We start from the raw sequence: 22,951 nt of genomic DNA, 5'->3' as shown, positions 1-22,951 counted from the left end.
CGGCGCAGCGGCTTCATCAGCCGGTCGGGATGATGGATGCGCTCGGCGTAGCGCGCGACCTTCTCGCAGATCACGCCCGCGGTGTAGTCGTTGCGCTGCGAGCCCCGCACCCGGCCGATCGTCCTGGCGTCCAGCCGCTCGACGTCCAGCGCGCAGGTGCTGGTGCAATCATGCGGACAGACCGATGGCACTGTGGTGACGCCTGAAGTATTTCTCTTGGCCCGAGCATCGGGCGAGTAGGCATGATCGTCGGGGGACATGTGGACGCTCCGCGAGAAGTGCCGCAGCATACAGCCGGTGCGCATCAGGTGAAAGCACAGTCGGAGAGCGAAACGTCCAGCGTGTCTACAGAATCCATTCACATCGGCGGCGTTCGCCGCGCAACGCCTGCCGATGCCGCGGCGATCGCCCTGTTCGCGCTCGAAGTTCCGGCACCTGAGATGTCGGACAGCCGGGCGATATTCGTGATCGACGGCGAGCGGGGGCCGATCGCGCTCATCGACCTGGTGCAGCGTGCCGATCAGCTCCAGATCGAGCATCTGGTCGTTGCCCCTGCGGGAACACGCGAGCACGCCCGTACCCTGATCGCCTTCGCCGAGGCCGCGGCGCGCGCCGTCGACGTTCGCAAGGTTCGCCTGCCCTCAGGCGTCTTGCCCGACGACTTCGCGATATCGCTGGGATACGTGGGCGGCCTTAAGACGATCTCGACCGGCGCCTTCGCGCGCGCGCGCGATCACCTTGAAGCAGTGGGTGTTCCGCTGTGGCGTGATGGCACGGCTTCGGTCGCCCAGACGCTCAATTATCGCGGTGTCTGGGCTGCCGTTGCCCTGCTGATTGGCCTCGGCAGCGTCTCGTTCGCCGTGTTCAGCGGCACCCAGACGACGCTGTTCCACGTCGTGGCGCCGGCCGTCCTCTGCGCGCTCACCTCGATTTTCGCCATCTGGCAAATCGGCCTGGTCGCGGCAGCCGGCTGGCGCCGTGGCGGCGGGATCGTGCCGCTTCTCGCCGTTGTCGCCGCGACCGCGTCCGTGCTGGCCATCGGCGCCCTGCTCTACGACCGCGCCGTGCCAGCCCTCGCCGAACTGTGGAACATCTACAACGGCGACGAGGAGCTGGGCGAGCTGGCCCTTTCGGTCAGCCCCGACGGCACCACGCTCCACATCGACGGCACCTACGGCATGGGCAGCGACCAGGCCGTCCGCCGCGCGCTGGAGCAGAATCCAAAGATCCGCGAGGTCGTCCTGTCCGGCCCCGGCGGTCGCATGGGCGCGGGCTTCGAGATCAGCCGCATGATCCGCAGCCGTCGTCTCGCCACACGGGTTGAAACAGCGTGCGCCTCGGCCTGCACCATTGCGTTCCTGGGCGGTGTCGACCGCAGCATCGCCCCAGGGGCCAAGCTCGGCTTCCATCAGGCGAGCTTCCCGGGCATGAGCACCGACGACATGTTCGAGGCCAACCGCGACATGAAGCGGTTCCTGACCATGAGTGCCGGCGTCGCCGCCGGGTTCGCCCAGCGCGTGCTCGACACGCCGGGCGACACGATCTGGGTGCCGACACCTGAGGAATTGCTGGCCGCGCGTGTCATCAAGCGCGTAAACCGCTGACATGAAGTCGCCCCACGCATGATCCACGACGCATGATCCCCCGCGGTCTTTCCTACGACGAGGCAATGCGGCGCTTCCGCTGGCCCAAGCCCGAGCGCTTCAACATCGGCCGCGCAGTTTGCGAGCGCCATCCGCCCGATACGCTGGCAATGATCGTGGAGAATGCCGACGGCAGCGTCCGTAACTGGACCTTCGGCCAGCTCCTCGCCACCAGTTCGCGCCTCGCCAATGCGCTCGCGGCGCACGGTATCGGCAAAGGCGACCGCGTCGGCGTTTTCCTGAGCCAGGGCGCGGAACTCACGCTCTGCCATCTCGCCGGCTACCGCATGGGCGCGATCGTGCTGCCGCTGTTCACCCTGTTCGGCGAGGAGGCGCTGGAATACCGCCTGGCCAACGCCGAAGCATCGGCGATCGTCACCGACATGAGCCAGTTGCCCAAGGTGCTGGCCGTGCGCGAGCGCCTGCCGCACCTCAAGACCATCGTCGTGATCGGCGCCAGCGCCCACGGCCGCGACTTCCTCGATTGGGATCGTCTGTTGGCGGCGGCGTCCGACAAATTCGCCACGGTCGATACGGCGGCCGAGGATCCGGCGCTGCTGATCTACACCTCGGGCACCACCGGCCAGCCCAAGGGCGCGCTGCATGCCCATCGCATGATGCTGGGCTGCATCCCGGCGATGGAACAGACGCTGAGCCACTGGCCAAGGGGCAACGAGGTGATGTGGACGCCGGCCGAATGGGCGTGGATCGCAGGCCTCTACGACGCGCTTTTCCCGGCGTGGTACTACGGCACGCCGGTACTGGCGCATCGCTTTGCCAAGTTCGATCCCGAGCATGCCTTCGCGCTGCTGGCAAAACACAAGGTCGGCGTGAGCTTCATCCCACCTACTGCGCTCAAGATGATGCGGCAGGTGAGCCGGCCGACCGAGCGCTGGGACTACGCGCTCCGCGCCCTCTTCACCGGCGGCGAGGCGATGGGCGAGGAGCTGCTTGCGTGGGGCCGCGACACCTTCGGCGCCACCATCTCGGAAGGCTACGGCCAGACCGAGATGAATCTGATGACGCTCAACTCGCCCGACTGGTTCGAGGTGCGGCCCGGCTCCTGCGGCCGCGCCTGCCCCGGCCGCAAGGTGGCGATCGTCGATGGAGACGGCAACGTGCTGCCGCCCGGCGAAGACGGCCAGATCGCCGGCTGGCGGCACGATCCCATCGTCATGCTGGAATACTGGCGCAACCCCGAGGCCACGGCGCGCAAATATGCCGGCGACTGGCTGCTGACCGGCGATCTCGGTCGCATCGACGCCGACGGCTACGTCTTCTTCAAGAGCCGCGACGACGACGTCATCACCTCGGGCGGCTACCGCATCGGTCCCGGCGAGATCGAGGAATGCCTGATGAAGCACCCGGCCGTGGCCATGGTCGGCGTGGTCGGCGTCCCCGACCCCGTCCGCACCGAGATCGTAAAAGCCTTCGTCCAGCTCCGGCCCGAGATCGCGGCCAACGACGCACTGAAAGCCGAGCTGGCCAACTTCGTGAAGACCCGGCTCGCCGCCCACGAATACCCGCGCGAGGTCGACTTCGTGAGCGAACTGCCGCTCACGACCACGGGCAAGATCCTGCGCCGGGAGCTCCGGCGCCTCGATGCCAAGCAGAAGGCCGGAGGGCGGCCCTAGAAGAGGGTGAGAAGCGTCTGCGCGTTGCTGTCCGGGACAGCGCCCAGGAGGGCCACGAGGCCGATCAGGGCGGCGGGCCACCATTCGGCAAAGCGGGCGAGGCCGTTGCGACGGGCGAGAGGCTGCGAGGAATGGGTGGTGATGAACATGGCAATGCCTTTTGTCATCGTCTAAATACGACCAAAATATGGCCGAACATTACCCAATACTGCCCTGTTATTCAAGGAAGATTCTGGTCTACTTAAAGTATTGTATTAATCTGCAGCGACGGCCGGCAGGTTGAACTGCAGCTCGGCCAGGCGGGCATAGAGCCCATCGCGCCGGATCAGGTCGGCGTGGCGGCCGACATCGACCACCCGGCCGTGATCGACGACCACGATCCGGTCGGCCTTCTGCACGGTCGCGAGCCGGTGGGCGATGACCAGCGTCGTCCGCTTGTCCATGAGCCGGTCGAGCGCCTGCTGGATGGCCAATTCGCTCTCGGCATCGAGCGCGCTGGTCGCCTCGTCGAGCAGCAGAATGGCGGGGTCGCAGAGCAGCGCCCGGGCGATGGCGATGCGCTGGCGCTGGCCGCCAGACAGCCGCACGCCGCGATTGCCGAGATCGGTGGCGAAGCCTTGCGGCAGGCTCTCGATGAAGGCGAGCGCCGAGGCCGCCTCCGCCGCCGCCCGGACCTCCGACTCCGGCGCGCCGGGGCGGCCGTAGCGGATGTTGTCGGCGACCGAGGCGCTGAACAGCACCGGTTCCTGCGAGACGATGGCGAGCGTCCGCCGGAGATCGGCAAAACGCAGCTCGCGGATATCGATGCCGTCGACGCGGATGCTGCCCGCCTCGGGATCGTAGAAGCGTAGCAGCAGGTTGAAGACGGTGGTCTTGCCGGCGCCCGAGGGGCCGACGATGGCCACGGTCTCGCCCGGCGCGACGGCGAGGTCGAAGCGGTCGAGCGCCAGGGCATCGGGACGCGTCGGGTAGCGGAACGACACGCCGGAAAAGTCGACGGCGCCCTCGGTCGGCTTGGGCAATGCCTTGGGCACCGCGGGCTCGGCGATCGACGGCGGCTCCGCCTTCAGCTCGGCCAGGCGTTCGGCCGCCCCGGCCGCGCGCTGAAGGTCGCCGATGGTCTCGCTGATGGCGCCGCCCGAACTGGCCACCAGGACGGCGTAGAACACGAAGGCCGTCAGATCGCCGGCGCTGATGCGCCCGGTGAGCACGTCGTGGCCGCCCATCCACAGCAGGAAACCCACCGCGGCAAAGACGATGAAGATCACCAGCGTGGTCATGATGGCGCGCCGGGCAATGCGCCGCCGCGCCGCGACAAAGGCGCGTTCGGCCGACTCGCCGAAGCGGGTCGAGGCGCGATCCTCCTGGGCGAAGGCCTGCACGGTGCGTACCGCGTCGAGCGCCTCGCCGCCTTCCGACACCATCTCGGCCACGCGGGCCTGCGCCTCGCGCGACAGCGCCCGGACCTTGCGGCCGAACAGCACGATCGGCACGACGGTGAGCGGCACCACGGCCAGCGCCAGCAGCGCGAGCTTGGGATTGGTGACGATCAGCATGACGATGCCGCCCGCGCACATCAGGGTGTTGCGGAGCGCGATCGAGGCCGAGGAACCGATGACCTGCTCGATGAGCTGGGCGTCGCCGGAAATCCGGCTCATGACGTCGCCCGAGCGCTTGATCTCGAACCACGCCGGCCCCAGCCGCACGACATGGGCAAACAGGTCCTTGCGCAGATCGCCGACGACACGCTCGCCCAGCCACGAGACGAGATAGAAGCGCGCACCGGAGGCGATCGCCAGCACGACGGCGACGGCCAGCAGCGAGGCCAGTGCGTAATTCAGGATGTCCGGCCGGCCCTGGGCGAAGCCGCGATCGATCAGGGCCCGAAGACAGGCGCCGAAGGCCAGCACCGTCCCGGCCGCGACCAGGAGCGACAGCAGCGCCAGGGCGACCCGGCCGCGATGGGGCCTGAGGTAGGGCCACAGGAGGCCAAGGCCGGTCAGCCGGTTCAAGGGGCCCGCCATGCCAGGGCAATGCCCAGTTCGCTCGAGAGGACGGCCAGCAGATCGTCGCCGCCCCGCGTGTCCCGCCATTGACCGGTGCCACTGTCGAAGGCGTAGTGCCGCGCCCCGCTCCTGGGCGAACTCAGCCAGATCTGGCGGGTGGGGGCATGCTTGTTCACGAGCCAGATACCCCCGTCGCCCTCGACGGTGAGGACCCCACCCTGCAGTTCGGCGTCGGTACGGCTGCCGATTCCCTCCTCGAGGGCGGCGAGCAGGCTGTCGGCGAGGCTTTCGAACGGGATATCGGCCATGAGCCCGGTCGGTCTACAGGGCCGCCGGGGGCCGGACAACCGGCTTGTCAGGGTCCCTTGAAACAAGGGGACTGGGCCGCTATACACCGCGCCCTGTTGCGCCGGCCGGTCGGAAATCGGCCTCGAAGCGCTGGAGAAGGCTTATGAAAGAGAAGATCCACCCGGACTACCACAAGATCACCGTGGTGATGACCGACGGCACGTCCTTCGAGACGCGGTCGACCTGGGGCAAGGAAGGCGCCAGCATGCGCCTCGACATCGATCCCAAGACCCACCCGGCCTGGACCGGCGTGCGCCAGAGCATCGATCGCGGCGGCCGCGTGCAGCGCTTCAAGGATCGCTTCGGCATGACCGGCAGCGCGGAAGCCGCCATGGGCGCCGGCACCAAGTCATCGGGCGCCAAGCCCGACGACAAGGCAGCTAAGGGCGCGGCCAAGAAGAAGTAAGGCCGAGCTTTTCTAAAGCCTCTGCTAGACTGCACACCGTGATCCTTTTTGGGGAGACGGTGCGGTGAAGTCTGTTCGAGTCGTTTGTGCGCACGATTGCCCCGACATGTGCTCGCTCATCGCCCATGTCGACGGCGGCAAGGTCGTGCGCGTCCAGGGCGACGCCGACCACCCCTACACGGCAGGCTTCGCCTGCGGCAAGGTCAACCGCGACGCCGATCTGGTGAACTCGCCGGAGCGTCTCACGACTCCCCTCAAGCGCATCGGTCCCAAGGGCTCCGGCCAGTTCGCGCCGATCACCTGGGATGCCGCCCTCGACGAGATCGCCGCCAAGTGGAAGGCAATCATCAAGAGCGACGGCCCGCTCGCCATCCTGGGTTATGCCTACTCCGCTCATCAGGGTCTGATGAACCGCGGCCTGGTGAACGGCCTGTTCCATGCGCTCGGCACCTCGCGCCTGCAGGCCGGCACGGTCTGCGACACGTGCTGCGAAGCTGCGTGGGACGTGACGGTGGGCCCGGTGGGCGGCGCCGATCCCGAATCGGTCGTCCATTCCGATCTCGTCGTCGCCTGGGGCGCCGATCTCGCCGCCACCAACGTCCACTTCTGGGCGCTGGCCGAGGAGCAGCGCAAGAAGCGCGGCATCAAGATCGTGGTGATCGATCCCCGCCGCACTCGCAGCGCCAAGGCAGCCGATCTTTATCTCCCGATCCGCATCGGCACCGACGCCGCCCTGGCGCTCGGCGTCATGCACATCCTGGTGCGCGACAAGCTCGCGGACCGCGACTACATCGCCAAGCACACGCTGGGCTTCGACCAGGTCGAACGGGAGGTTCTGCCGAAATTCACGCCGGCCAGGACGGCCGAGATCACGGGCCTCAGCGTCGCCGATATCGAAAAGCTCGCGTCGATGTACGGCAACGCCAAGGCCGCGCTGGTCCGGCTCGGCGAAGGCATGACCCGCCTCACCCATGGCGGCCAGGCGCTGCGCACGGTGGTGCTGCTGCCCGGCGTCAGCGGCCACTACGGCGTGAAGGGCGGCGGCTCCCTCCTCCTGACCGCGGCCTCATGCGATCTCAACTACGCGGCCGTGCGCAAGCCGTCGGGACCGGCCACGGCCCGCATGGTCAATCATCTCCGTCTCGGCGAAGAGCTCCTCAACATGAAGGGCCCGCCGATCCGCGCGCTCTATGTCTCGGCCAACAATCCGGCGGTGACCTGTCCCGAGGTCCACAAGGTGCAGAAGGGCCTCGCGCGCGAGGACCTGTTCACGGTCGTGCACGATCCCTTCATGACCGACACCGCCAAGTACGCCGACATCGTGCTGCCGGCCGCGAGCTATCTCGAGACCGACGATCTCTACCGCGCCTACGGCGCCTACTGGATGCAGTGGGGCCGCAAGGCGGTGGAACCTGCCGGTGAAGCGCGCTCCAACGTCGATGTGGCGCAGGCGCTGGCCAAACGCATGGGCCTCACCGACAAGATCTTCGCCCTCTCGCCTGAGGACGCCGCCCGCGAACTGTTCAAGGGCTCGACCGGGCCTGCGTCCAAGGCCGATCCGGCAAAGCTCTTCGCCGGCGAGCCGATCCACATCGCCCACGACTGGGACGGTCAGCCCTTCAAGACCCCCTCGGGCAAGCTCGAGTTCTATTCCGAGCAGCTGGCCAAGCAGGGCCTGCCGCCGATGCCCGACTGGGTGCCCGATCCGGTCGAGACGGCCGAAGCCGGCAAGTGGCCGCTGCGCCTGCTGACGGCGCCGGGCTACTTCCAGGCCCACACCGCCTTCTCCGGCGTCGGCTTCCTGCGCACCCGCGAGGGCAAGCCGTTCTGCATTCTCCATCCCGAGGACGCGAAGAAGCGCGGCCTCAAGGACGGCGATCAGGTCCGCGTCTTCAACGATCGCGGCGAGATCGGCCTGATGCTGAAGGTCGCCGACGAGGTCCAGCCCGGCATCCTGCTGGTCCCCGGCCAGCGTCCGACCGGCGAGGCGCTCTCCGGCACGATCAACATGCTCTGCTCGGACCGCTACACCGACATGGGTGAAGGCGCGACCTATCAGAGCACGTGGCTGGACGTGGGCGCCTGGAAGGCCGCAAGTCAGGTCGCCGCCGCCGAGTGAGTCAGTGGGACACCGGTCTACGTCGCCGGTGTCCTTCCCGACGGCTGTCAAACCATTGATCTGCCGGGAAAATCACCGCCAGCCGGCGCCGACCCGTGGGACGCCGAATGGCTCGTCTCAAGTCGCCCGTCCACCGCGCAGACCGCTTTCCCGAACCAGAACGAACGCGAAAGAGGAGCGACAAGAAACATGATAGGTTAGCACCTATCACACCCTCTTCATTGCAGTCAATCGCCGACGCTACTTCACCATCGCCTCGCTGGCGACGCGGATGCGCCCGCTGCGCCGCGCCTTGTCGAGCGCCGCGTAGTCCTTGTCGGTCTGCCTGGCATAGGCGATCGCGAACCTGGCGATGGCGTCGTCGAATTCGTCGCTGTTGCCGCAGTAACCCGCGATCATCGCCGGGTCGCCGGATTTCGCATGCGCCAGCGCCAGCGCCCATCCGCACAGGGCACAGTATTCCTCGAATGTCTCGAGTTGGTCGACATCGCCCTCGTTGAACGTAGTGCTGCCCTTCATGTCGGCAAGCTGGCGGACGTAGAAATTGCTGCCCTGGCCCTCGCCCCAACCCAGGAAAATGTCGGGGGCACCCTGGGTCAGGCGCTGGCCGACGACCACGCGCCGGCCCTGGTTCTCGAACGGCAACTTGCCGTCGACATACGGCGCCAGGACCGAGGCCTGGGCCTGCTTGACCTGGAGGAACAGCGGATCGTCGTTGTCGATACCCTGGAGCAGGATCACCCAGCAGCCGGTGCCGACGCTGCCGACGCCCACGACCTTGCGCGCCGAGTCGACGATGCGATAGCGCGACAGCAGCTTCCGCCGGTCGTATGTGAGCGATTCGATGTATGAGCGCAACATGACGTCGAGGGCCTGGTTGATCGGCGTGCCGTTCTCGAGATGGGTCTCGCGCACGATCAGCGGCACTGCCTCGATGATGCGATGCTCACCGTCGACCTGCTCGGTCAGCTTGTCGAGAACCTGCACATGGCCCTTCTCGCGGGCCTTGGCCGCAATCCGCTCGGCCCGCTTGCGCGCCTTGGCCGACAGCGTGTCCATCACCGCCCGGTCGTCGATGCGGTTGTACCAGACCTCGAGATAGCCCATCTCGGCAAAGCGGCGGATGCGTTTGCGATAGGAGCGCGAGATAGCGCGAGCCGCGTCGGCGGCCTTGTCCTTGTCCCCACCCATGAAGCGCGCGGCCACGGCGGCACTCGCGGCCAGGCGCTTGAGATCCCACTCCCACGGGCCCGGATGAACCTCGTCGAAATCGTTGATCGCGAAGACGAGGTTGCGCTCGGCCGACGCGAAGACGCCGAAGTTGGCGACGTGCATGTCGCCGCAGGCGTTGACGAACGTGCCGGTGACCGGCGTGTTGGAAAGATCGGCCGCCATGACCGCGGCCGAGCCGCGCAGGAAGGCGAACGGCGAGGCCAGCATGCGGGCAAAGCGGACCGGCACCAGCTTCTGGACACGCGCGACATTCTGCTGCTCGAGGATCGCAACGGGATCCGGCCGGTCGTGACTCTTCTCGAAGCGGGCGTGGTCGGCCCGCGGCACCTGATCGCGCAGCGCCTTGCCGATGGCCAGGCGTTCCTTCACCGACGGGCGCTTGTCCGTGAAGCTTGCCAGCATGGCGAGGTCTTCCGTAGCCTCTCCAAGTATCCGCACGTGTGCCCTGTCCTCGGCAAGCCGCTTGGCGATGGCCATCGTCCGCTCCCCCACATTGACCGGCCATACTTAACAGGTCCAATGGGCCGGCGGCACCACTCCAGGTTCCTGCATTGGAGCCAGATCTATCAGCGGCTCAGCAGGAATTCCCGCCCGGGCTGCACGCAAAGGGGCGGTATCGGCGTAGACCCGCTCCTCGACGATGCCGCCGTCACGCAGCCTGAACTTGTCGATGCCACGCGAATCGAAACGCGGGCCACCGACATTGCGCGTGCTCTGCCATTCGATGACCACCACATCGCCGCGCGCCGTCCAGTCGAGCAGCTGCCAAACCAAGTCCGGCGCCGCTTCCCGGAGGAGGTCGGTGAGCCGCCCCAGTTCCTTGCCGGCAACAGGCCGGTCGTAGAATGGCGAGTGCAGCACACCCTCGGGATGCCACAGCGCGAGGAACGCCTCTCCGTCGCGGGCGGCCCACGCGGCGGCAAACCTGGTCACGAATTCCTGAACGTCCTGCTCGGTCATGTCGGTGCTCCTGATATGGGAGCGGACCCTAGGCGGCACCGAACAGGCGGTCTGGCGCGTTTCGGACGCCACGTCTCCGGCAAACGAACTCAGACGAACTTGTGCTGCGTACGCTCGCGCCTGGCGAGCCTCGGCACCGCCTGTCCGACGATCAGTGTCTTGAAGTGCTCGCTCTGCTGGTGTTCGGCGAACGCGGCCTCGTCCTTGAAGACTTCGTAGAAGAAGAACTTCGTCGGCTCGGTGAGGGATTGGTGGATCTGGAAGGCCTCTACGCCCGGCTCGCGCTGGGCCTGCGGCAGGAATTCCCTGATGATGCCGACCAGCGCGTCGACCTCCTCCGGCTTGGCGTCCCAGAATGCCGTGACGACCAGACCACTCCGGATCCCGTTCAAATCGACCATGTGCTTCTCCCTTGATGCGAGGAGCGATCAAGATAGTCGGCAACTCCCGCCCGACGTTTCGGCGCGGATCGAACCGATCAGGCGGCGCGCCGGGAAAGCGCCACCAGGCGTCCGCCCATGACCGCGGCGACCATCGCGACCGCGACGAAGCTTGCCGGCACCCAGAAAGCAGCGCTTGCGATGCCGCCGCTCGTCAGTCCATCCGACAGGCCGGCCACATTGGCGACGATACCGGAGGCGGCGGCGCCGAGCGCGAAGCCCGTCTGCTGCACGGTCGCCACCGAACCCGACGCGAGGTCACGTTCGCCGGGCTTGGCGCCGCTCATGATGCCTTGGACGCCAAACACCCAGCAGACGCCGATGCCGAGGCCAGTCAGGACGATCAGCGGCGGCAGCACCGCCACGGGCTGCGCCGTCAAGAACAGCGCGATTCCGAGCAGGCCCGCTGACATGGCGAGCGGCCCGGCCACCATCATGCGGTCCGACCAGCGGGTCGGCAGTCCAGCGACCGCGACAGCGGCCACGGTCCAGCCGAGCGAAGCGCCGGCCACGATGTAGCCGGCGCCCAGCGGATCGAAACCGTGCAGGCTCTGCAGGAAGATCGGCACGAAGATGGAGAGCGGGCTGTAAGCGACGGAGACCAGCAGGGCGAACCACAGCGCAACGCCTGTCACCGAACCCGGCGAAAAGGCGTCACTCGGGAACAAGGGCGACGTGGCGCGGCGATCGAGCGCCAGCATCGCCACGAGGGCCGCAACCGCGACAATAAAGAGGCCGGCCTTGGCGGCCGGTGTGCCGGCAACACTCGCTGCCGACATGACCGCGATTGCCGCGCAGATCAGCACGACGCGGCCGACCGGCACACGCCGCACGGCGCCACTGCGCTCGCCGCGTGCGCGTGGCAAGGAGCGTAGCGCGAAGATCGCCAGCACGGCCCCGGCGATCGTCACGGCATAAAAGGAGCCTCGCCAGTTGCCCCAGGTCGCGAACGTGCCGCCCACGAGGGGCCCGACTAGGATGGAGAGGCTCCAGACGCCGGACAGGAGTGAGCCGACGCGCGGCCATAGATGCTCGGGAAACGCGTTGCCGACCAGCACGTAGGCCATGGCGGACAGCACCCCGCCACCGAAGCCCTGGACGAAGCGGCCGGCGACGACGAATTCCATTGACGGGGCCAGCGCGCAGAGCAGCGCGCCGGCGCCAAAGACCAGGGCGCCTGCGGCAAACGCGCTCCTGGCGCCGAACTGGGACGTCAAATGACCAGTGCAGGTCGCGGCGACGATCGACGAGGCGAGGAAGGCGGTCGTCGGCCAGCTCATCAGCGCGGCGCCACCGACTTCCTCGACGATGCTCGGCAGCACCGTCGCCAGCATCATCACGTTCATCGAATGCAGCAGCACGCCACCAAGCAGCACCGCCAGCAGGGGCAGCCATTCGGGCTTGAGCAGAGCTGACCAGCGGACCTGGGACGCTTCCGGCGACATGCCGGCGCATGATCACGATCCCGCCGCCGCGGTCAAACATGATGCCATCTCCGCCTCCCCCGCGTTTCGCGGGGGAGGAGAAAATTCTGATGTGACATTCACGTCCGAAAACCGCGAGCATCGCCCACGCGCGCGTGGGAAACTGCAGCCATGGAACTGCTCGACCGGAAAACCTGCTTCCGTGCCCTCCAGAGCCGCGACGCCCGGTTCGATGGTCGTGTGTTCGTGGGCGTGACATCGACCGGCATCTACTGCCGGCCGATCTGCCCGTCGCGCCCTCCGAAATTCGAGAACTGCCGCTTCTTCGCCTCCGCCGCGGCGGCACAGGAGGCGGGCTTCCGGCCCTGCCTGCGCTGCCGGCCCGAGATCGCGCCGGACCTCGCCTTCTGGCGCGGCACCGCCAACACCGTCAGCCGGGCGCTCGCCCTGATCGCCGAGGGCGCGCTGGACGAGGACGAAGCCGGCGTCGAGGCGCTGGCCGAGCGAATGGGCGTCGGTGGCCGGCAGCTGCGCCGGTTGTTCAAGCAGCATCTCGGCGCCTCGCCCATCGCGGTCGCGCAGACGCGACGCGTGCTGTTCGCCAAGCAGCTCCTGCACGACACGCACCTGCCGATGGCCGAAGTGGCGATGTCAGCCGGCTTCGGCAGCGTGCGCCGCTTCAACGAGACCTTCCGCGACCTGTTCGACCGGCCGCCGAGCGCGCTGCGCCGCAAGGGCGGCGTCGATAACTCTGCACGGGACGGCGTCACACTCCGCCTTGCCTATCGGCCGCCCTACGATTGGCCCGGCATGCTGGCCGCCCTCGCCGCGCGCGCCACCCCGGGCACCGAATGGATCGAGGACGATGTCTGGCATCGATCGATCGAGCTCGACGGCAAGCGCGGCACTGTCGCCGTGGCGCATCTACCGGCGCGCAACTCGGTGATGGTGACGATCCGCTTCGCCTCGGTGAAGGCGCTGCCCGTCCTCGTGGCGCGCATCCGGCGCGTGTTCGACCTCGGCGCCGACATCGCCACCATCGGCAGCCATCTGGCGCGCGATCCCAGGCTTGCACCGCTGGTCGCGCGGCGACCCGGCCTGCGCGCGCCGGGCGACTGGGAACGCGATACGATGGTGGTGGGCATCGACGACGACACGCCGCGGGCGTGGCGACCATGGCACGCCTATGCCATGCAACATTTGAGGATGGCGAACCATGGCTGAGCAGTTCCAGTTCCTCGTCGACCGGATGGCGACGCCCATCGGCGAACTCCTGATCGTGGCCGACCGGGCGGGCAAGCTGCGCACCATCGACTGGACCGACCACGAGGCGCGCATGCGCCAGCTGCTCGACCGCCAGTATGGCAAGGGCACCTACACGCTCACGGCGGCGCGCGATCCCGGCGGCCTCACCCGGACGATGCGGGCCTACTTCAAGGGTGACATCGCTGCGATCGACAGCCTGCCGGTCGAGACCGCCGGCACGCCGTTCCAGACGAGCGTATGGCGAACGCTGCGCCGCATCAAATCAGGTCGCACGATCAGCTATGCCGAGCTGGCGCGGCGTATCGGCAAACCGACGGCGGTCCGCGCAGCCGGCCTGGCCAACGGCCAGAATCCGATCAGCATCGTCGTGCCCTGCCATCGCGTGATCGGCTCGGACGGCAGCCTCACGGGCTACGGCGGCGGTCTGCCGCGCAAGAAGTGGCTGCTCGAACACGAAGGGGTGCGGACCTGAAACCGGTCACGTCCTGTTGACGTCTCCATATTGACGTCCCCCGCTTTTTTCCCATAAGGGCGGGTCATGCCCATTACCTTCACGATCGATCACAAGGCTCGCTTCGTCGATGCCAAGTTCGACGGCGTCCTCGTCCTGAAGGACGTCGAAGATTTTTGCGACGCCATCGTCGGCCAGAATTGCTTGCCCTATCGCAAGCTGATCGATGGCCGCACGGCCACCGGCAAGTACGACGACAACGATGTCATGGCCCTGGGCGCCCGCCTCAGCGCCTATGCGACGATGGGCCCGCGCGGGGCGCTGGCGATGGTCCCCGCGGAAGACGTGTCGCTCGAGCTCACGGACCGGCTCATCAACCTCGGCAAGGGCGGACGGCCGGCCAAGGCCTTCCGCTCGATCGACGAAGCCCGCAAGTGGCTTTTGGCCCAGCCTGAGGCGTAGCGCTGGAGTCTTTTCGGCAGAATCAGAATCGCATTCCTCCCCCGTCTTCGGGGGAGGTGCCCCGCCTTACGGGGCGGAGGGGTCAGACCCCATCGCCCTCGTAAGACGAGGGCACTTCCCCTTTGCGGACTCCGCAAAGGGGAAGAGAATGATCCCGACTCCTATGGTTCGGTCCACACCAGAATGGCTTTAAGACACCAGCACATTGCGGCGCTTCAGCCGCAGCAGCGAGGCCGGCGAGCGGCCATCCTCGGTCGGTTGGTAGACGACGCTGAACAGGGTCCGCGCCTTGGCCAGCGCTTCGCCAAAACCCTTCTGCTCGCTCTCGAAGGAATCGAAGCCGCAACGCAGCATGAAGGCGATCTGGTCCTGCAGCACGCCGCCGCTGGCGCGCAGTTCGCCCTGGTAGCCGAACCGCCCCCGCAGCAGGCGCGCCTGGCTGTAGGCGCGGCCGTCGCTGAACTTGGGAAAATGCAGCACCATGAGATCGAGCCGCGAGACGTCGGCCGCCAGCGCCTCGACCGGATCGGTATTGGCCAGCACCACGCCGACCGGGCCGCGGCGGGCGAGCAAGGCCGCCCGGGCCTCGCGCCAGCGCGCAAAACTCACCAGCACCATGCCATCGGCCGGCACCGCCGCGTCGTCGGCAAGCCGCAGCCAGGGATCTTCCACGACGAGGCCCGACGGGGCCCCTTCCCTATAGAGCGGCATACATACGATCCTTGAATGGCTCGGCGCCGATGCGCCTGAAAGTGTCGACGAAGCGTTCGCCATCGCCGCGGCTGTCGAGATAGGTCGTGACCAGCGAGTCGACGGCCTCGACCACCTTGTCGGCCGTAACGGCGGGACCGAGGATGGTACCGAGCGCGGTCTTGCCGAAATCAACGTCGCCGCCCAGGCTGATCTGGTAGAGTTCGACGCCGTTCTTGTCGACGCCCAGGATGCCGATATGGCCGACGTGGTGATGGCCGCAAGCGTTGATGCAGCCCGAGATCTTTATCTTCAGGTCGCCGATGTCGTGCTGGCGCGCCAGGCCGGCGAAATGGCTGGATATGCGCTGCGCCACCGGGATCGAGCGCGCGTTGGCCAGTGCGCAATAGTCGAGACCCGGGCAGGCGATGATGTCGGTGATCTTGCCGACATTGGCTTCGGCGAAGCCGAGCCGGCCCAGCGCCGCGTAGACCGCCGGCAGATCTTCTATGGCGACATGCGGGAAAATCAGGTTCTGCTCATGGCTGACCCGGAGCTCGCCCTGGCTGTAGGCGTCGGCAATGTCGGCGACACCTTCCATCTGCACGGCGCTGGCATCGCCCGGCGGCGCGCCGGCGGGCTTCAAGGACGCGGTAACGATCGCGTAGCCTTTGACCCGGTGCGGCGCGACGTTGGACTTCAGCCACAGCGCGAAGTCGCGGTCCTCCAGCCTCAGCGCCTCGACGGCGCCCGCCAGGTTCGACCTGGGTGGCAGATCCGGCGGCGCGAACTGCTGCGAGATCGCCTCGATGGTTTCGTCGCTCAAGCCCAGCAGCCCGTCGCGGGTCTCGGCGTATTCGGCCTCGACGTCGGCGCGCATCTTCTCGACGCCGACCTCGTGCACCAGGATCTTGATGCGGGCCTTGTAGAGATTGTCGCGCCGGCCGTAGCGGTTGTAGACGCGCAATGTGGCCTCGAGATAGGCCAGCAGCTCGTTCTTGGGAAGGAACTCGCGCAGTGTCTTGCCGATCATCGGCGTACGGCCGAGGCCACCGCCCACGATCACCTCGAAGCCGACCTCGCCTTGTTCGTTGCGCCACAGGCGGAGCCCGATGTCGTGCACGCGGACGGCGGCGCGGTCGTTGGGCGAACCGGTGATGGCGATCTTGAACTTGCGCGGCAGGAAGGTGAACTCGGGATGGAGCGTCGACCACTGGCGCACGATCTCGGCCCAGATACGCGGATCCTCGATCTCGTCCGCGGCGGCGCCGGCGAAATGATCGGCAGTGACGTTGCGGATGCAGTTGCCCGATGTCTGCAGCGCATGCATGTCGACTTCGGCCAGGGCCGCGAGGGCGTCGGGCGCATCCTCGAGCTTGATCCAGTTGAGCTGCAGATTCTGCCGGGTGGTGAAATGGCCGTAGCCGCGATCGTACTTGCGCGAGATGTCGGCGAGCTTGCGCAGTTGGCGCGACGACAGCGTGCCGTAGGGAATGGCGACCCGCAGCATGTAGGCATGGAGCTGCAGATAGAGGCCGTTGGTGAGCCTGAGCGGCTTGAACTGCTCCTCGGTGAGCTCCCCGGCCAGGCGGCGGCGCACCTGGTCGCGGAACTGGTCGACCCGCTCCGAAACGAGCGTGCGGTCGTAATCGTCGTAACGATAAAAATAGGTATCAGGCATAACGCACCGCGTCGGCGGCGATGACGTCGAAGGTGAGCCCCGAAGCGCGGATCTTTTCGCGCAAGGAGAGCGGCTCGATGGTGCCGTCGTCATCCTCGGTCACCGCGACGAGGAACGGATCGATCACCGCGAAGGCCTCGGCCTGGGCCCGCAACAGCAGGATCTCGCCGGTGCGCTTGTCGCGGGCGATGGCGGCACGATCGAGCCGGCTCGTCCAGTCGCCGGCGTCGTCGAGCCACACGACGACACCGTCGGACAGGCGGTTGGCGCTGGCGACCTGGAGGTCGCCGCTCAGATTCTTGGCCATCAGGACACCTTTTCAAGCAGCGGCTGATCGGCAACGGCCGCAAGAGCCGCGACCTCGCCGACGATGATGAGACTGGGACCGGCGTCGCCACGGGTATGGGTGGCGGCAAGCCGCGCCAGGTCGGCGAGCCGGCCAACCGAAACCCGTTCATCGGGCCGCGTGCCGTTCTCGACGATGGCGACCGGCGTGGTGGGAGCCGTGCCGGCGTCCAGAAGACGGTCGCGCACGGAAGCGGCTTCCGTGGCGCCCATGTAGATCGCGAGTGTGTGACCTTGTGCTGCCAGGGCGGGCCAGGCGGCTTCGCGGCCATCGGCACCGTGGCCGCTTACGAAGGTCACGGCAGAGGCGAGACGGCGGTGCGTCAGCGGAATGCCGGCGGAAGCGGCACAGCCCAATGCCGCTGTGACTCCCGGGACGACCGATACGGGGAGACCGGCGGCACGCAGGGCTTCGACCTCCTCGCCACCGCGTCCGAAGATGAAGGGATCGCCCGCCTTCAGGCGCACCACAGTCTGGCCGGCACGCACCCGGCGCATCAGCTCGGCTTCGATGTCGGCCTGTGCCCAGCCCACGCTTCCTTTGCGCTTACCGACGGGGACCAGCTCGGCGTCACGGCGCGCGCGGCCGAGGATGGCCGCCGGCACCAGCTCGTCATGCAGGATGGCATCGGCCTCCTGCAGGAGCTGCGCGGCGCGAAGCGTCAGCAGGTCGGGGTCGCCGGGACCGGCGCCCACGACATGGGCGATGCCCACCGGAGACATCCGACGACGGACGGCGTCCAGTTCGCCCAGCGCCACGCGCCGGGCGCCGGCCTCGTCGCCGGCCAGGACAAGGCGGGCGGCCGGTCCGTCGACCAGCCGGCGCCAGAAGCCGCGGCGGTGGGCCGGATCGGGGATCAGGGCATTGGCCTGGGCGCGGAAGGTCCTGGCCAATTTGGCCAACGCACCGATCCGCTCCGGCAGCGCCGCCTCGATGCGGCCGCGCAGGATGCTTGCCAGGGTGGGCGAGGCGCCGCCGGTCGAGATCGCGACCACGACGCCGTCGCGGTCGACGATGGCAGGCAGGATGAAATCGCAGAGCGCCGGCCGGTCGGCGACGTTCACCGGCACGCCGGCAGCCTTGGCCAGGCGCTGCGCCGCCGTGTCGCCCTCGAGCGTGCCGGTCGCGATGAAGGCCGCGGCCGCGCCCCGGAAATCGGCGATCCCCGCCCCCTCGACGGCAAGCCGCGCCACGTCGGCGCCGGCCGAGCGGGCGAGATCCGCCCGGCGGGCGGCGGCGGGGCCTTCGCCCACGACCACGACCCTGCGACCGGCAAGGTCGAAGAACAGCGGCAGGTGCTTCAAGACACGGTCGCCCGCAGCAGGACGTTGAAAGCCAGCATGGCGACGGCCTGCGAGATCGACAGGATCCACAGGATGGCCTCGGGCTTGCGAAGGAAACTGGTCATGCGGGCACCGGCGTTCACTGGACTCTAGAACTGGTGTTATTTCGCACGTCCGCCATGACTTGAATTACCGAAGGTTTCCCGTGCGGGAGTATTTCTTGCCGTCCACAAGGCCGGGAAGGAATTTTTTGCTCCCCTTGACGTCGGACCAGCCGTTCCTAAATCCCTGCTGTCGCCCGCGCCCATCCCGGGGCGGGCGGCTTCAACCATCGCTCTCTGGAGGATGATCCATGCGTACGTTCGACTATTCGCCGTTTTATCGTGCCACCGTCGGCTTCGACCGGGTTTTCAACCTGCTCGATTCGGTCGCCGGTCAGCCCAGCACCAACGGCTACCCCCCCTACAACATCGAAAAGTCCGGTGATAACGACTACCGCATCGTGATGGCGGTGGCGGGCTTCGCCGAGGCCGAGCTCAACGTGACCCAGAAGGAGAACGAGCTCCTGGTCACCGGCCAGACCTCGGCCAACGGCGCGGACGAGAAGCAGTATCTCTATCGCGGCATCGCCGGGCGCAACTTCGAGCGCCGCTTCCAGCTTGCCGACCATGTGAAGGTCGTAGGCGCGAAGCTCAGCAACGGTCTGCTGACGATCGAGCTGCAGCGCGAGATCCCGGAAGAGAAGAAGGCCCGGGCGATCCCCGTCGTGGCCGACGCCCAGCCGGCACTCACGCACTAACAATCGTTCTCACCCAAGGAAAGCCGGGCGCCGCAGGCAACTGCGGCGCCTTTTCCATTGCCGGGTCCCGGGTGGGGCTGAACAATGTCCTTATGACACTCTCAGCCCAACTCACCCACTTCGGCATCCATGCCACCGACCTCGACCGCATGGTCGACTTCTACACGCGCGTCATGGGCTTCGTGATCAGCGACACCGGCACCGGCAGTTCCGGCGCCCGCATCGTGTTCATGACGCAGAACCCTGAGTGCCATCACCAGTTCGTGCTGTTCGATGGCCGGCCGAAGGACATGCCCTACAACCCGGTGAACCAGATCTCGTTCCGGCTCGACTCGCTCGACACGCTGAAGGCCTATCGCCGGGCGCTGATCGCCGCGGGCATCACCGAGCATCGCCAGACCGACCACGGCAACGCCTGGGCCTTCTACTTCAAGGATCCCGAGGGCAATCCGGTCGAGATGTATTGCGACACGCCGTTCTACACGCCACAGCCCTGCGGCGAGCCGCTCGACCTCGACCAGCCGAACGACGCGATCCTGGCGCGCACCGAGGCGATGTGCCGGAGCCGCCCGCGCTTCATGTCGCGCGAGACCTGGATGCAGAACATCCAGGCCAAGCTCGACACGAGACCTTAGGTCACTTCTTGGCGTACTTGCCGGTGAGCTGCGGCGTGTGCGGCCCCTCGCCGCCCTTGTCCTTGTGCTGGGAGCGCGTGGTGCGCGCCCAGGTGCGCTTGAGATCGTCCTTGATGCCGAACTTGAGCGTGCCGATCTTTTCGATGGTGAGCTCGATCTTGTCGCCGTCCATGAAGGAGTTGAGACCGCGGTGATTGGTGCCGGTGGCGACGACGTCGCCGGGCTCCAATGTATGGATCGAGGAGAGCCACTCGATGACGCGAGGGATCTGGTGCGCCATGTCGTCGGTGTTGAACTTCTGCATCACCTGGCCGTTGTTTTTGAGCTCGATGCCGAGCTTCTGCGGATCGGCGATCTCATCGGCGGTCACCAGCCACGGCCCGATCGGCGCGAAGGTGGCGCGCGACTTCATCTGGAAGAACACGTTGCCCGGCGGCGGCAGGCCGCGGGCCGAGCCGTCGATGAAGCAGGTGTAGCCGAAGATGTACTGCTTGTAGTCGGCCGCCTTCACGTTGGAGGCGCGCTTGCCGATCACCAGCGCGAGCTCGGCCTCGCCCTCGAAGATGCTCGCCGGCACGTCGGGCAACACCATGGTGTCGCCGTCGCCGATCACCGCGGTCGCCGCCTTGTGGAAGCAGTTGATGGCGGGTTTCTCCGGCAGGGTGCCGTCTTCCATGTAGTTGACGGCCATGCAGTCGATGTTGCCGGGCCGCGGCACCGGGGGGCGGAGCCGCACGCTTGAGAGCGGCACGCCTTTGCCGTCGGCGGCGGCCTTCTCCAGCTTGCCCTTGTAGCTGTCCCATTCGGCAATGACGCCGACGATCAGGTCGCGCGTGTCGCGATGAGGCACACCTTTGGCTGCGTCGGTGACATCGACGACCTGGTCGCCCTTGATGACGCCCAAGCGAAAGTCGTTGAAATAGCAAAGCTTCACTTCTTCTCTCCCTCTTCGAGTACTGCCTTGGCGACGCCCGCCGCCGACATGGCGGTCGGCCAGCCGGAATAGAACGCCATGTGGGTGATGACCTCGACGATCTCGTCCTTGGTCACGCCGTTGTCGATGGCGCGGGCGACATGGCCCTTGAGCTGTTCGGTTCGGTTCATGGCGACCAGGGCGGCGCAGGTGATCAGGCTGCGGTCGCGCTTGGAGAGCCCGGGCCGCTCCCAGACGTCGCCATAGACCACCTTCTCGGTGAGATCGATCAGCTTGGGCACGAACGACCGCACCGCGTCGCGGGCGGGATTCGAGGCAGGTGGCTTGGACATCTTCTCTCCTTTCAGGATCAGGGGCTGGCGTGGCCGAGGAAGCGCTCCGGCGGACGCTCGCCCCATTGCGACTGGAAACCCTCCTCGGCGCTCAGCAGATGGCCGCCGTTCGAGGCATTCAAGCGGTCGGTGTCGGCCCAGCGCTCATGCACCCGGCCCCACGGATCGCACCAATAGTCGTAGACCTGGCTGCCCAGCAGATGGCGGCCGATGCCCCACATATGGTCGTACTTGCCCAGGCGCTTGATGTACTCGTGGTCCTGGAAGACGCAGTCGATGTCCTGCACCTCGTAGGAGACGTGGTTCAACCCGGCCCGGGCATTGTGGTTGCAGAAGAAGACGTGATGATCGACATACTCGGCACCGCGGTCGAGCCGGTTGAACGATCCGATGATGTTTTCCTTGTCGCCGGCATAGACGTCGTCGGAGCGGATCATGCCCAGCGTCTCGCGGAACCACGCCACGGTCTCCTTGACCTTGGGCGTCGAGAGCACGCCGTGGCCGATGCGCTGGACGGACGTCGGCGACTTGGAAAGCCGCATCACCTTGCCGGCCCGGCGCACGGGTTCGCGGGCGCTGTTCAGTTCGTCGCGTGCAACCCTGACCGGCGGCACGCGCTTCTGCCCGGCAATGACCTCGACCCGGTAGCCGTTGGGTTCCGTGAGCCGAACCCGCTTGCCGCCGCCCGGCTCGTCGACGGTCTCGATGCCCGAGGCGCCGGGCAGCTTGGCCAGGCGCTTCAGGTCGTCCTCGTCAGCCGCGTGATAGGCGAAGCCGATGAATTTGGTGCCGCCCTTGTGCGCGGCGTGCAGATGATGGTGGCCGTCGGTGCCGCGCATGTAGAGCGCGTCGGGCGTCCGCTCGGCCCGCACCAGGCCGAAATGGGTGAGAAATTCCTCCATCTCGTCGAGGTCCGGCGCTTCCATGCGGGGGAAGGCAAATTCAGCAACCTTGATCGCCACCATGATGTCCCTCCGTGTACTCAGTCCTACTTCGTCTTGAACTTGTCGGGCAGGCGCTCCTCGTTGCCGAGCGCCACCTGGCGCACGCCATCGCTGTCGGGGCTGGGCGGGAAGCCGACCTCGGCACGCGGCGCCGGCGCTTCCACGACCTTGTTCGACAGGCGGCCCACGCCCGATACCTCGACGTCGATCGTGTCGCCCGCCTCGAGCGGCCGCGAATTGGCTGGCGTGCCCGTCAGCAGGATATCGCCCGGCAGGAAGGTGATGTGGCGTGCGAGATCGGCGATCAGGTAGCCGCAGTCGAAGATCTGCTCGCTGACCGCGCCCTCCTGCACCATCTTGCCATTCTTGTAGGAACGCAGGGTCGACTGGCGCACGTCGACGCCCGAGACCAGCCCCGGCCCGATCGGGCAGAAGCCGTCCATGCCTTTGACGCGCAACATGGAACCCGCGTCGGTGTCGCGGAAATCATGGCAGCCGAAGTCGTTGGACGGCGCGAAGCCCGCGATGCAGTCCCAGGCCTCCTCACGCGTGACGTTCTTGGTCACCTTGCCGAACACGACGGCCATCTCGCCCTCGTAGTTCACGTACTTGTAGCCCTTGGGCTTGATCAGCTCGCCCTTGTGGGCGTTGAGCGCCGTCAGCGGCTTCTGGAAATAGGTCGGCGTCGGCGGCGGCACACGCGTGTTGCGGAACTCGAAGTAACGCGAGATGTAGTTCACGTGCACGCACAGGATCTTGGTCGGGTTGCACGGCGGCAGATGGACCACGTCCTTCTCGTCGCAGCTGCGGCCGTCGGCGAAGACGATCTTGCCGTCCTTGAATTCCACCCAATAGGCGCTGCCGTCCTTCATCACGTGCCGCACTTCCCGGCGCGGCCCTTCCAAAACGCTCATC

General features: G+C 67.1%; 23 protein-coding genes and 2 pseudogenes. 9 read left to right on the top strand and 16 right to left on the bottom strand.

The window, feature by feature from the left end; all coding sequences use genetic code 11:
• Positions 1-260: pseudogene (locus tag EPO55_RS25735) on the bottom strand (molybdopterin oxidoreductase family protein); the annotation flags it as partial.
• Between the two features lie 81 nt (positions 261-341).
• Between EPO55_RS25735 and EPO55_RS25730 the strand changes: the two are divergent.
• Together EPO55_RS25730 and EPO55_RS25725 are read left to right on the top strand one after the other, a co-directional pair.
• Positions 342-1,604: a hypothetical protein gene (locus EPO55_RS25730; RefSeq protein WP_296340436.1), complete on the top strand. Its 1,263-nt coding sequence runs from the start codon at positions 342-344 to the stop codon at positions 1,602-1,604.
• A gap of 32 nt (positions 1,605-1,636) precedes the next feature.
• A complete protein-coding gene (locus EPO55_RS25725; RefSeq protein ID WP_296340435.1) occupies positions 1,637-3,277 on the top strand; it encodes an AMP-binding protein in 1,641 nt (546 codons plus the stop codon).
• Here the strand turns inward: EPO55_RS25725 and EPO55_RS25720 are convergent.
• From EPO55_RS25720 to cyaY, 3 genes are all read right to left on the bottom strand, one after another.
• Entirely contained in the window at positions 3,274-3,444 is a 171-nt protein-coding gene (locus EPO55_RS25720) for a hypothetical protein (protein WP_296340434.1), read from the bottom strand. The two genes, EPO55_RS25725 and EPO55_RS25720, sit on opposite strands and share 4 nt — an antisense overlap.
• Positions 3,445-3,531: 87 nt before the next feature.
• Positions 3,532-5,301, bottom strand: a complete 1,770-nt coding sequence (locus EPO55_RS25715; RefSeq protein WP_296340433.1) for an ABC transporter transmembrane domain-containing protein — start codon at positions 5,299-5,301, stop codon at positions 3,532-3,534.
• On the bottom strand, positions 5,286-5,591 hold the full coding sequence (gene cyaY, locus EPO55_RS25710; protein WP_296340431.1) for an iron donor protein CyaY: 306 nt from the start codon (positions 5,589-5,591) through the stop codon (positions 5,286-5,288). The genes EPO55_RS25715 and cyaY overlap by 16 nt, the downstream gene beginning before the upstream one ends.
• 143 nt (positions 5,592-5,734) lie before the next feature.
• On the opposite strand from cyaY, the pseudogene rpmE reads away from it, so the two are divergent.
• Together rpmE and EPO55_RS25700 are read left to right on the top strand one after the other, a co-directional pair.
• A pseudogene (gene rpmE, locus EPO55_RS25705) lies at positions 5,735-5,938 on the top strand (50S ribosomal protein L31); the annotation flags it as partial.
• Positions 5,939-6,101: 163 nt separating this feature from the next.
• A complete protein-coding gene (locus EPO55_RS25700; protein WP_296340430.1) occupies positions 6,102-8,156 on the top strand; it encodes a molybdopterin-dependent oxidoreductase in 2,055 nt (684 codons plus the stop codon).
• A gap of 240 nt (positions 8,157-8,396) precedes the next feature.
• Here the strand turns inward: EPO55_RS25700 and EPO55_RS25695 are convergent, their stop codons facing one another.
• From EPO55_RS25695 to EPO55_RS25680, 4 genes are all read right to left on the bottom strand, one after another.
• On the bottom strand, positions 8,397-9,866 hold the full coding sequence (locus EPO55_RS25695) for a DUF2252 domain-containing protein (protein WP_296340428.1): 1,470 nt from the start codon (positions 9,864-9,866) through the stop codon (positions 8,397-8,399).
• A gap of 30 nt (positions 9,867-9,896) precedes the next feature.
• Positions 9,897-10,349, bottom strand: coding sequence for a nuclear transport factor 2 family protein (locus EPO55_RS25690; RefSeq protein WP_296340427.1), 453 nt, complete (start codon positions 10,347-10,349; stop codon positions 9,897-9,899).
• An 89-nt stretch (positions 10,350-10,438) separates the two neighbouring features.
• Positions 10,439-10,750, bottom strand: coding sequence for an antibiotic biosynthesis monooxygenase family protein (locus EPO55_RS25685; protein WP_296340426.1), 312 nt, complete (start codon positions 10,748-10,750; stop codon positions 10,439-10,441).
• A 77-nt stretch (positions 10,751-10,827) separates the two neighbouring features.
• Complete coding sequence (locus EPO55_RS25680; protein WP_296340424.1) at positions 10,828-12,234, bottom strand: MFS transporter; 1,407 nt, start codon at positions 12,232-12,234, stop codon at positions 10,828-10,830.
• Positions 12,235-12,384: 150 nt separating this feature from the next.
• Between EPO55_RS25680 and EPO55_RS26185 the strand changes: the two genes are divergently transcribed.
• From EPO55_RS26185 to EPO55_RS25660, 3 genes are all read left to right on the top strand, one after another.
• Positions 12,385-13,437: an AlkA N-terminal domain-containing protein gene (locus EPO55_RS26185; RefSeq protein ID WP_363720001.1), complete on the top strand. Its 1,053-nt coding sequence runs from the start codon at positions 12,385-12,387 to the stop codon at positions 13,435-13,437.
• Positions 13,430-13,951: a methylated-DNA--[protein]-cysteine S-methyltransferase gene (gene ogt / locus EPO55_RS25665; protein ID WP_296340423.1), complete on the top strand. Its 522-nt coding sequence runs from the start codon at positions 13,430-13,432 to the stop codon at positions 13,949-13,951. The genes EPO55_RS26185 and ogt overlap by 8 nt, the downstream gene beginning before the upstream one ends.
• A gap of 66 nt (positions 13,952-14,017) precedes the next feature.
• Positions 14,018-14,392, top strand: a complete 375-nt coding sequence (locus EPO55_RS25660; protein WP_296340421.1) for a hypothetical protein — start codon at positions 14,018-14,020, stop codon at positions 14,390-14,392.
• Positions 14,393-14,581: 189 nt separating this feature from the next.
• On the opposite strand, the gene EPO55_RS25655 is transcribed toward EPO55_RS25660, so the two are convergent.
• From EPO55_RS25655 to cysG, 4 genes are read right to left on the bottom strand one after another with little or no spacing between them, the layout of a single operon-like run.
• The gene (locus tag EPO55_RS25655) at positions 14,582-15,103 is read right to left on the bottom strand and encodes a DUF934 domain-containing protein (protein ID WP_296340420.1); all 522 of its coding nucleotides are present in this window, start codon (positions 15,101-15,103) and stop codon (positions 14,582-14,584) included.
• Complete coding sequence (locus tag EPO55_RS25650; RefSeq protein ID WP_296340419.1) at positions 15,090-16,763, bottom strand: nitrite/sulfite reductase; 1,674 nt, start codon at positions 16,761-16,763, stop codon at positions 15,090-15,092. Before EPO55_RS25650 ends, EPO55_RS25655 begins: the two co-directional genes overlap by 14 nt.
• Positions 16,756-17,070, bottom strand: a complete 315-nt coding sequence (locus EPO55_RS25645) for a DUF2849 domain-containing protein (RefSeq protein ID WP_296340418.1) — start codon at positions 17,068-17,070, stop codon at positions 16,756-16,758. Before EPO55_RS25645 ends, EPO55_RS25650 begins: the two co-directional genes overlap by 8 nt.
• A complete protein-coding gene (cysG, locus tag EPO55_RS25640) occupies positions 17,070-18,413 on the bottom strand; it encodes a siroheme synthase CysG (RefSeq protein ID WP_296340416.1) in 1,344 nt (447 codons plus the stop codon). The genes EPO55_RS25645 and cysG overlap by 1 nt, the downstream gene beginning before the upstream one ends.
• A 331-nt stretch (positions 18,414-18,744) precedes the next feature.
• On the opposite strand from cysG, the gene EPO55_RS25635 reads away from it, so the two are divergent.
• A complete protein-coding gene (locus EPO55_RS25635; RefSeq protein ID WP_296340414.1) occupies positions 18,745-19,191 on the top strand; it encodes an Hsp20 family protein in 447 nt (148 codons plus the stop codon).
• A 92-nt stretch (positions 19,192-19,283) separates the two neighbouring features.
• Positions 19,284-19,826, top strand: coding sequence for a VOC family protein (locus EPO55_RS25630; protein ID WP_296340413.1), 543 nt, complete (start codon positions 19,284-19,286; stop codon positions 19,824-19,826).
• 1 nt (position 19,827) lies between these two features.
• Here EPO55_RS25630 and EPO55_RS25625 read toward each other — a convergent pair whose 3' ends face one another.
• From EPO55_RS25625 to EPO55_RS25610, 4 genes are read right to left on the bottom strand one after another with little or no spacing between them, the layout of a single operon-like run.
• Positions 19,828-20,760: a fumarylacetoacetate hydrolase family protein gene (locus EPO55_RS25625; protein ID WP_296340411.1), complete on the bottom strand. Its 933-nt coding sequence runs from the start codon at positions 20,758-20,760 to the stop codon at positions 19,828-19,830.
• Positions 20,757-21,092 carry a carboxymuconolactone decarboxylase family protein gene (locus EPO55_RS25620; RefSeq protein ID WP_296340410.1) on the bottom strand — a complete coding sequence of 112 codons (336 nt, stop codon included), beginning with the start codon at positions 21,090-21,092 and terminating at the stop codon, positions 20,757-20,759. Before EPO55_RS25620 ends, EPO55_RS25625 begins: the two co-directional genes overlap by 4 nt.
• A gap of 17 nt (positions 21,093-21,109) precedes the next feature.
• Complete coding sequence (locus EPO55_RS25615; RefSeq protein WP_296340409.1) at positions 21,110-22,057, bottom strand: hypothetical protein; 948 nt, start codon at positions 22,055-22,057, stop codon at positions 21,110-21,112.
• A 23-nt stretch (positions 22,058-22,080) separates the two neighbouring features.
• Positions 22,081-22,950: a fumarylacetoacetate hydrolase family protein gene (locus EPO55_RS25610; protein WP_296340408.1), complete on the bottom strand. Its 870-nt coding sequence runs from the start codon at positions 22,948-22,950 to the stop codon at positions 22,081-22,083.
• Between the last annotated feature and the right edge of the window lies 1 nt (position 22,951).

The sequence above is a fragment of the Reyranella sp. genome, from assembly GCF_004296935.1.
Classification (GTDB): Bacteria; Pseudomonadota; Alphaproteobacteria; order Reyranellales; family Reyranellaceae; genus Reyranella.
This window is presented reverse-complemented; position numbering and strand designations above follow the sequence as displayed.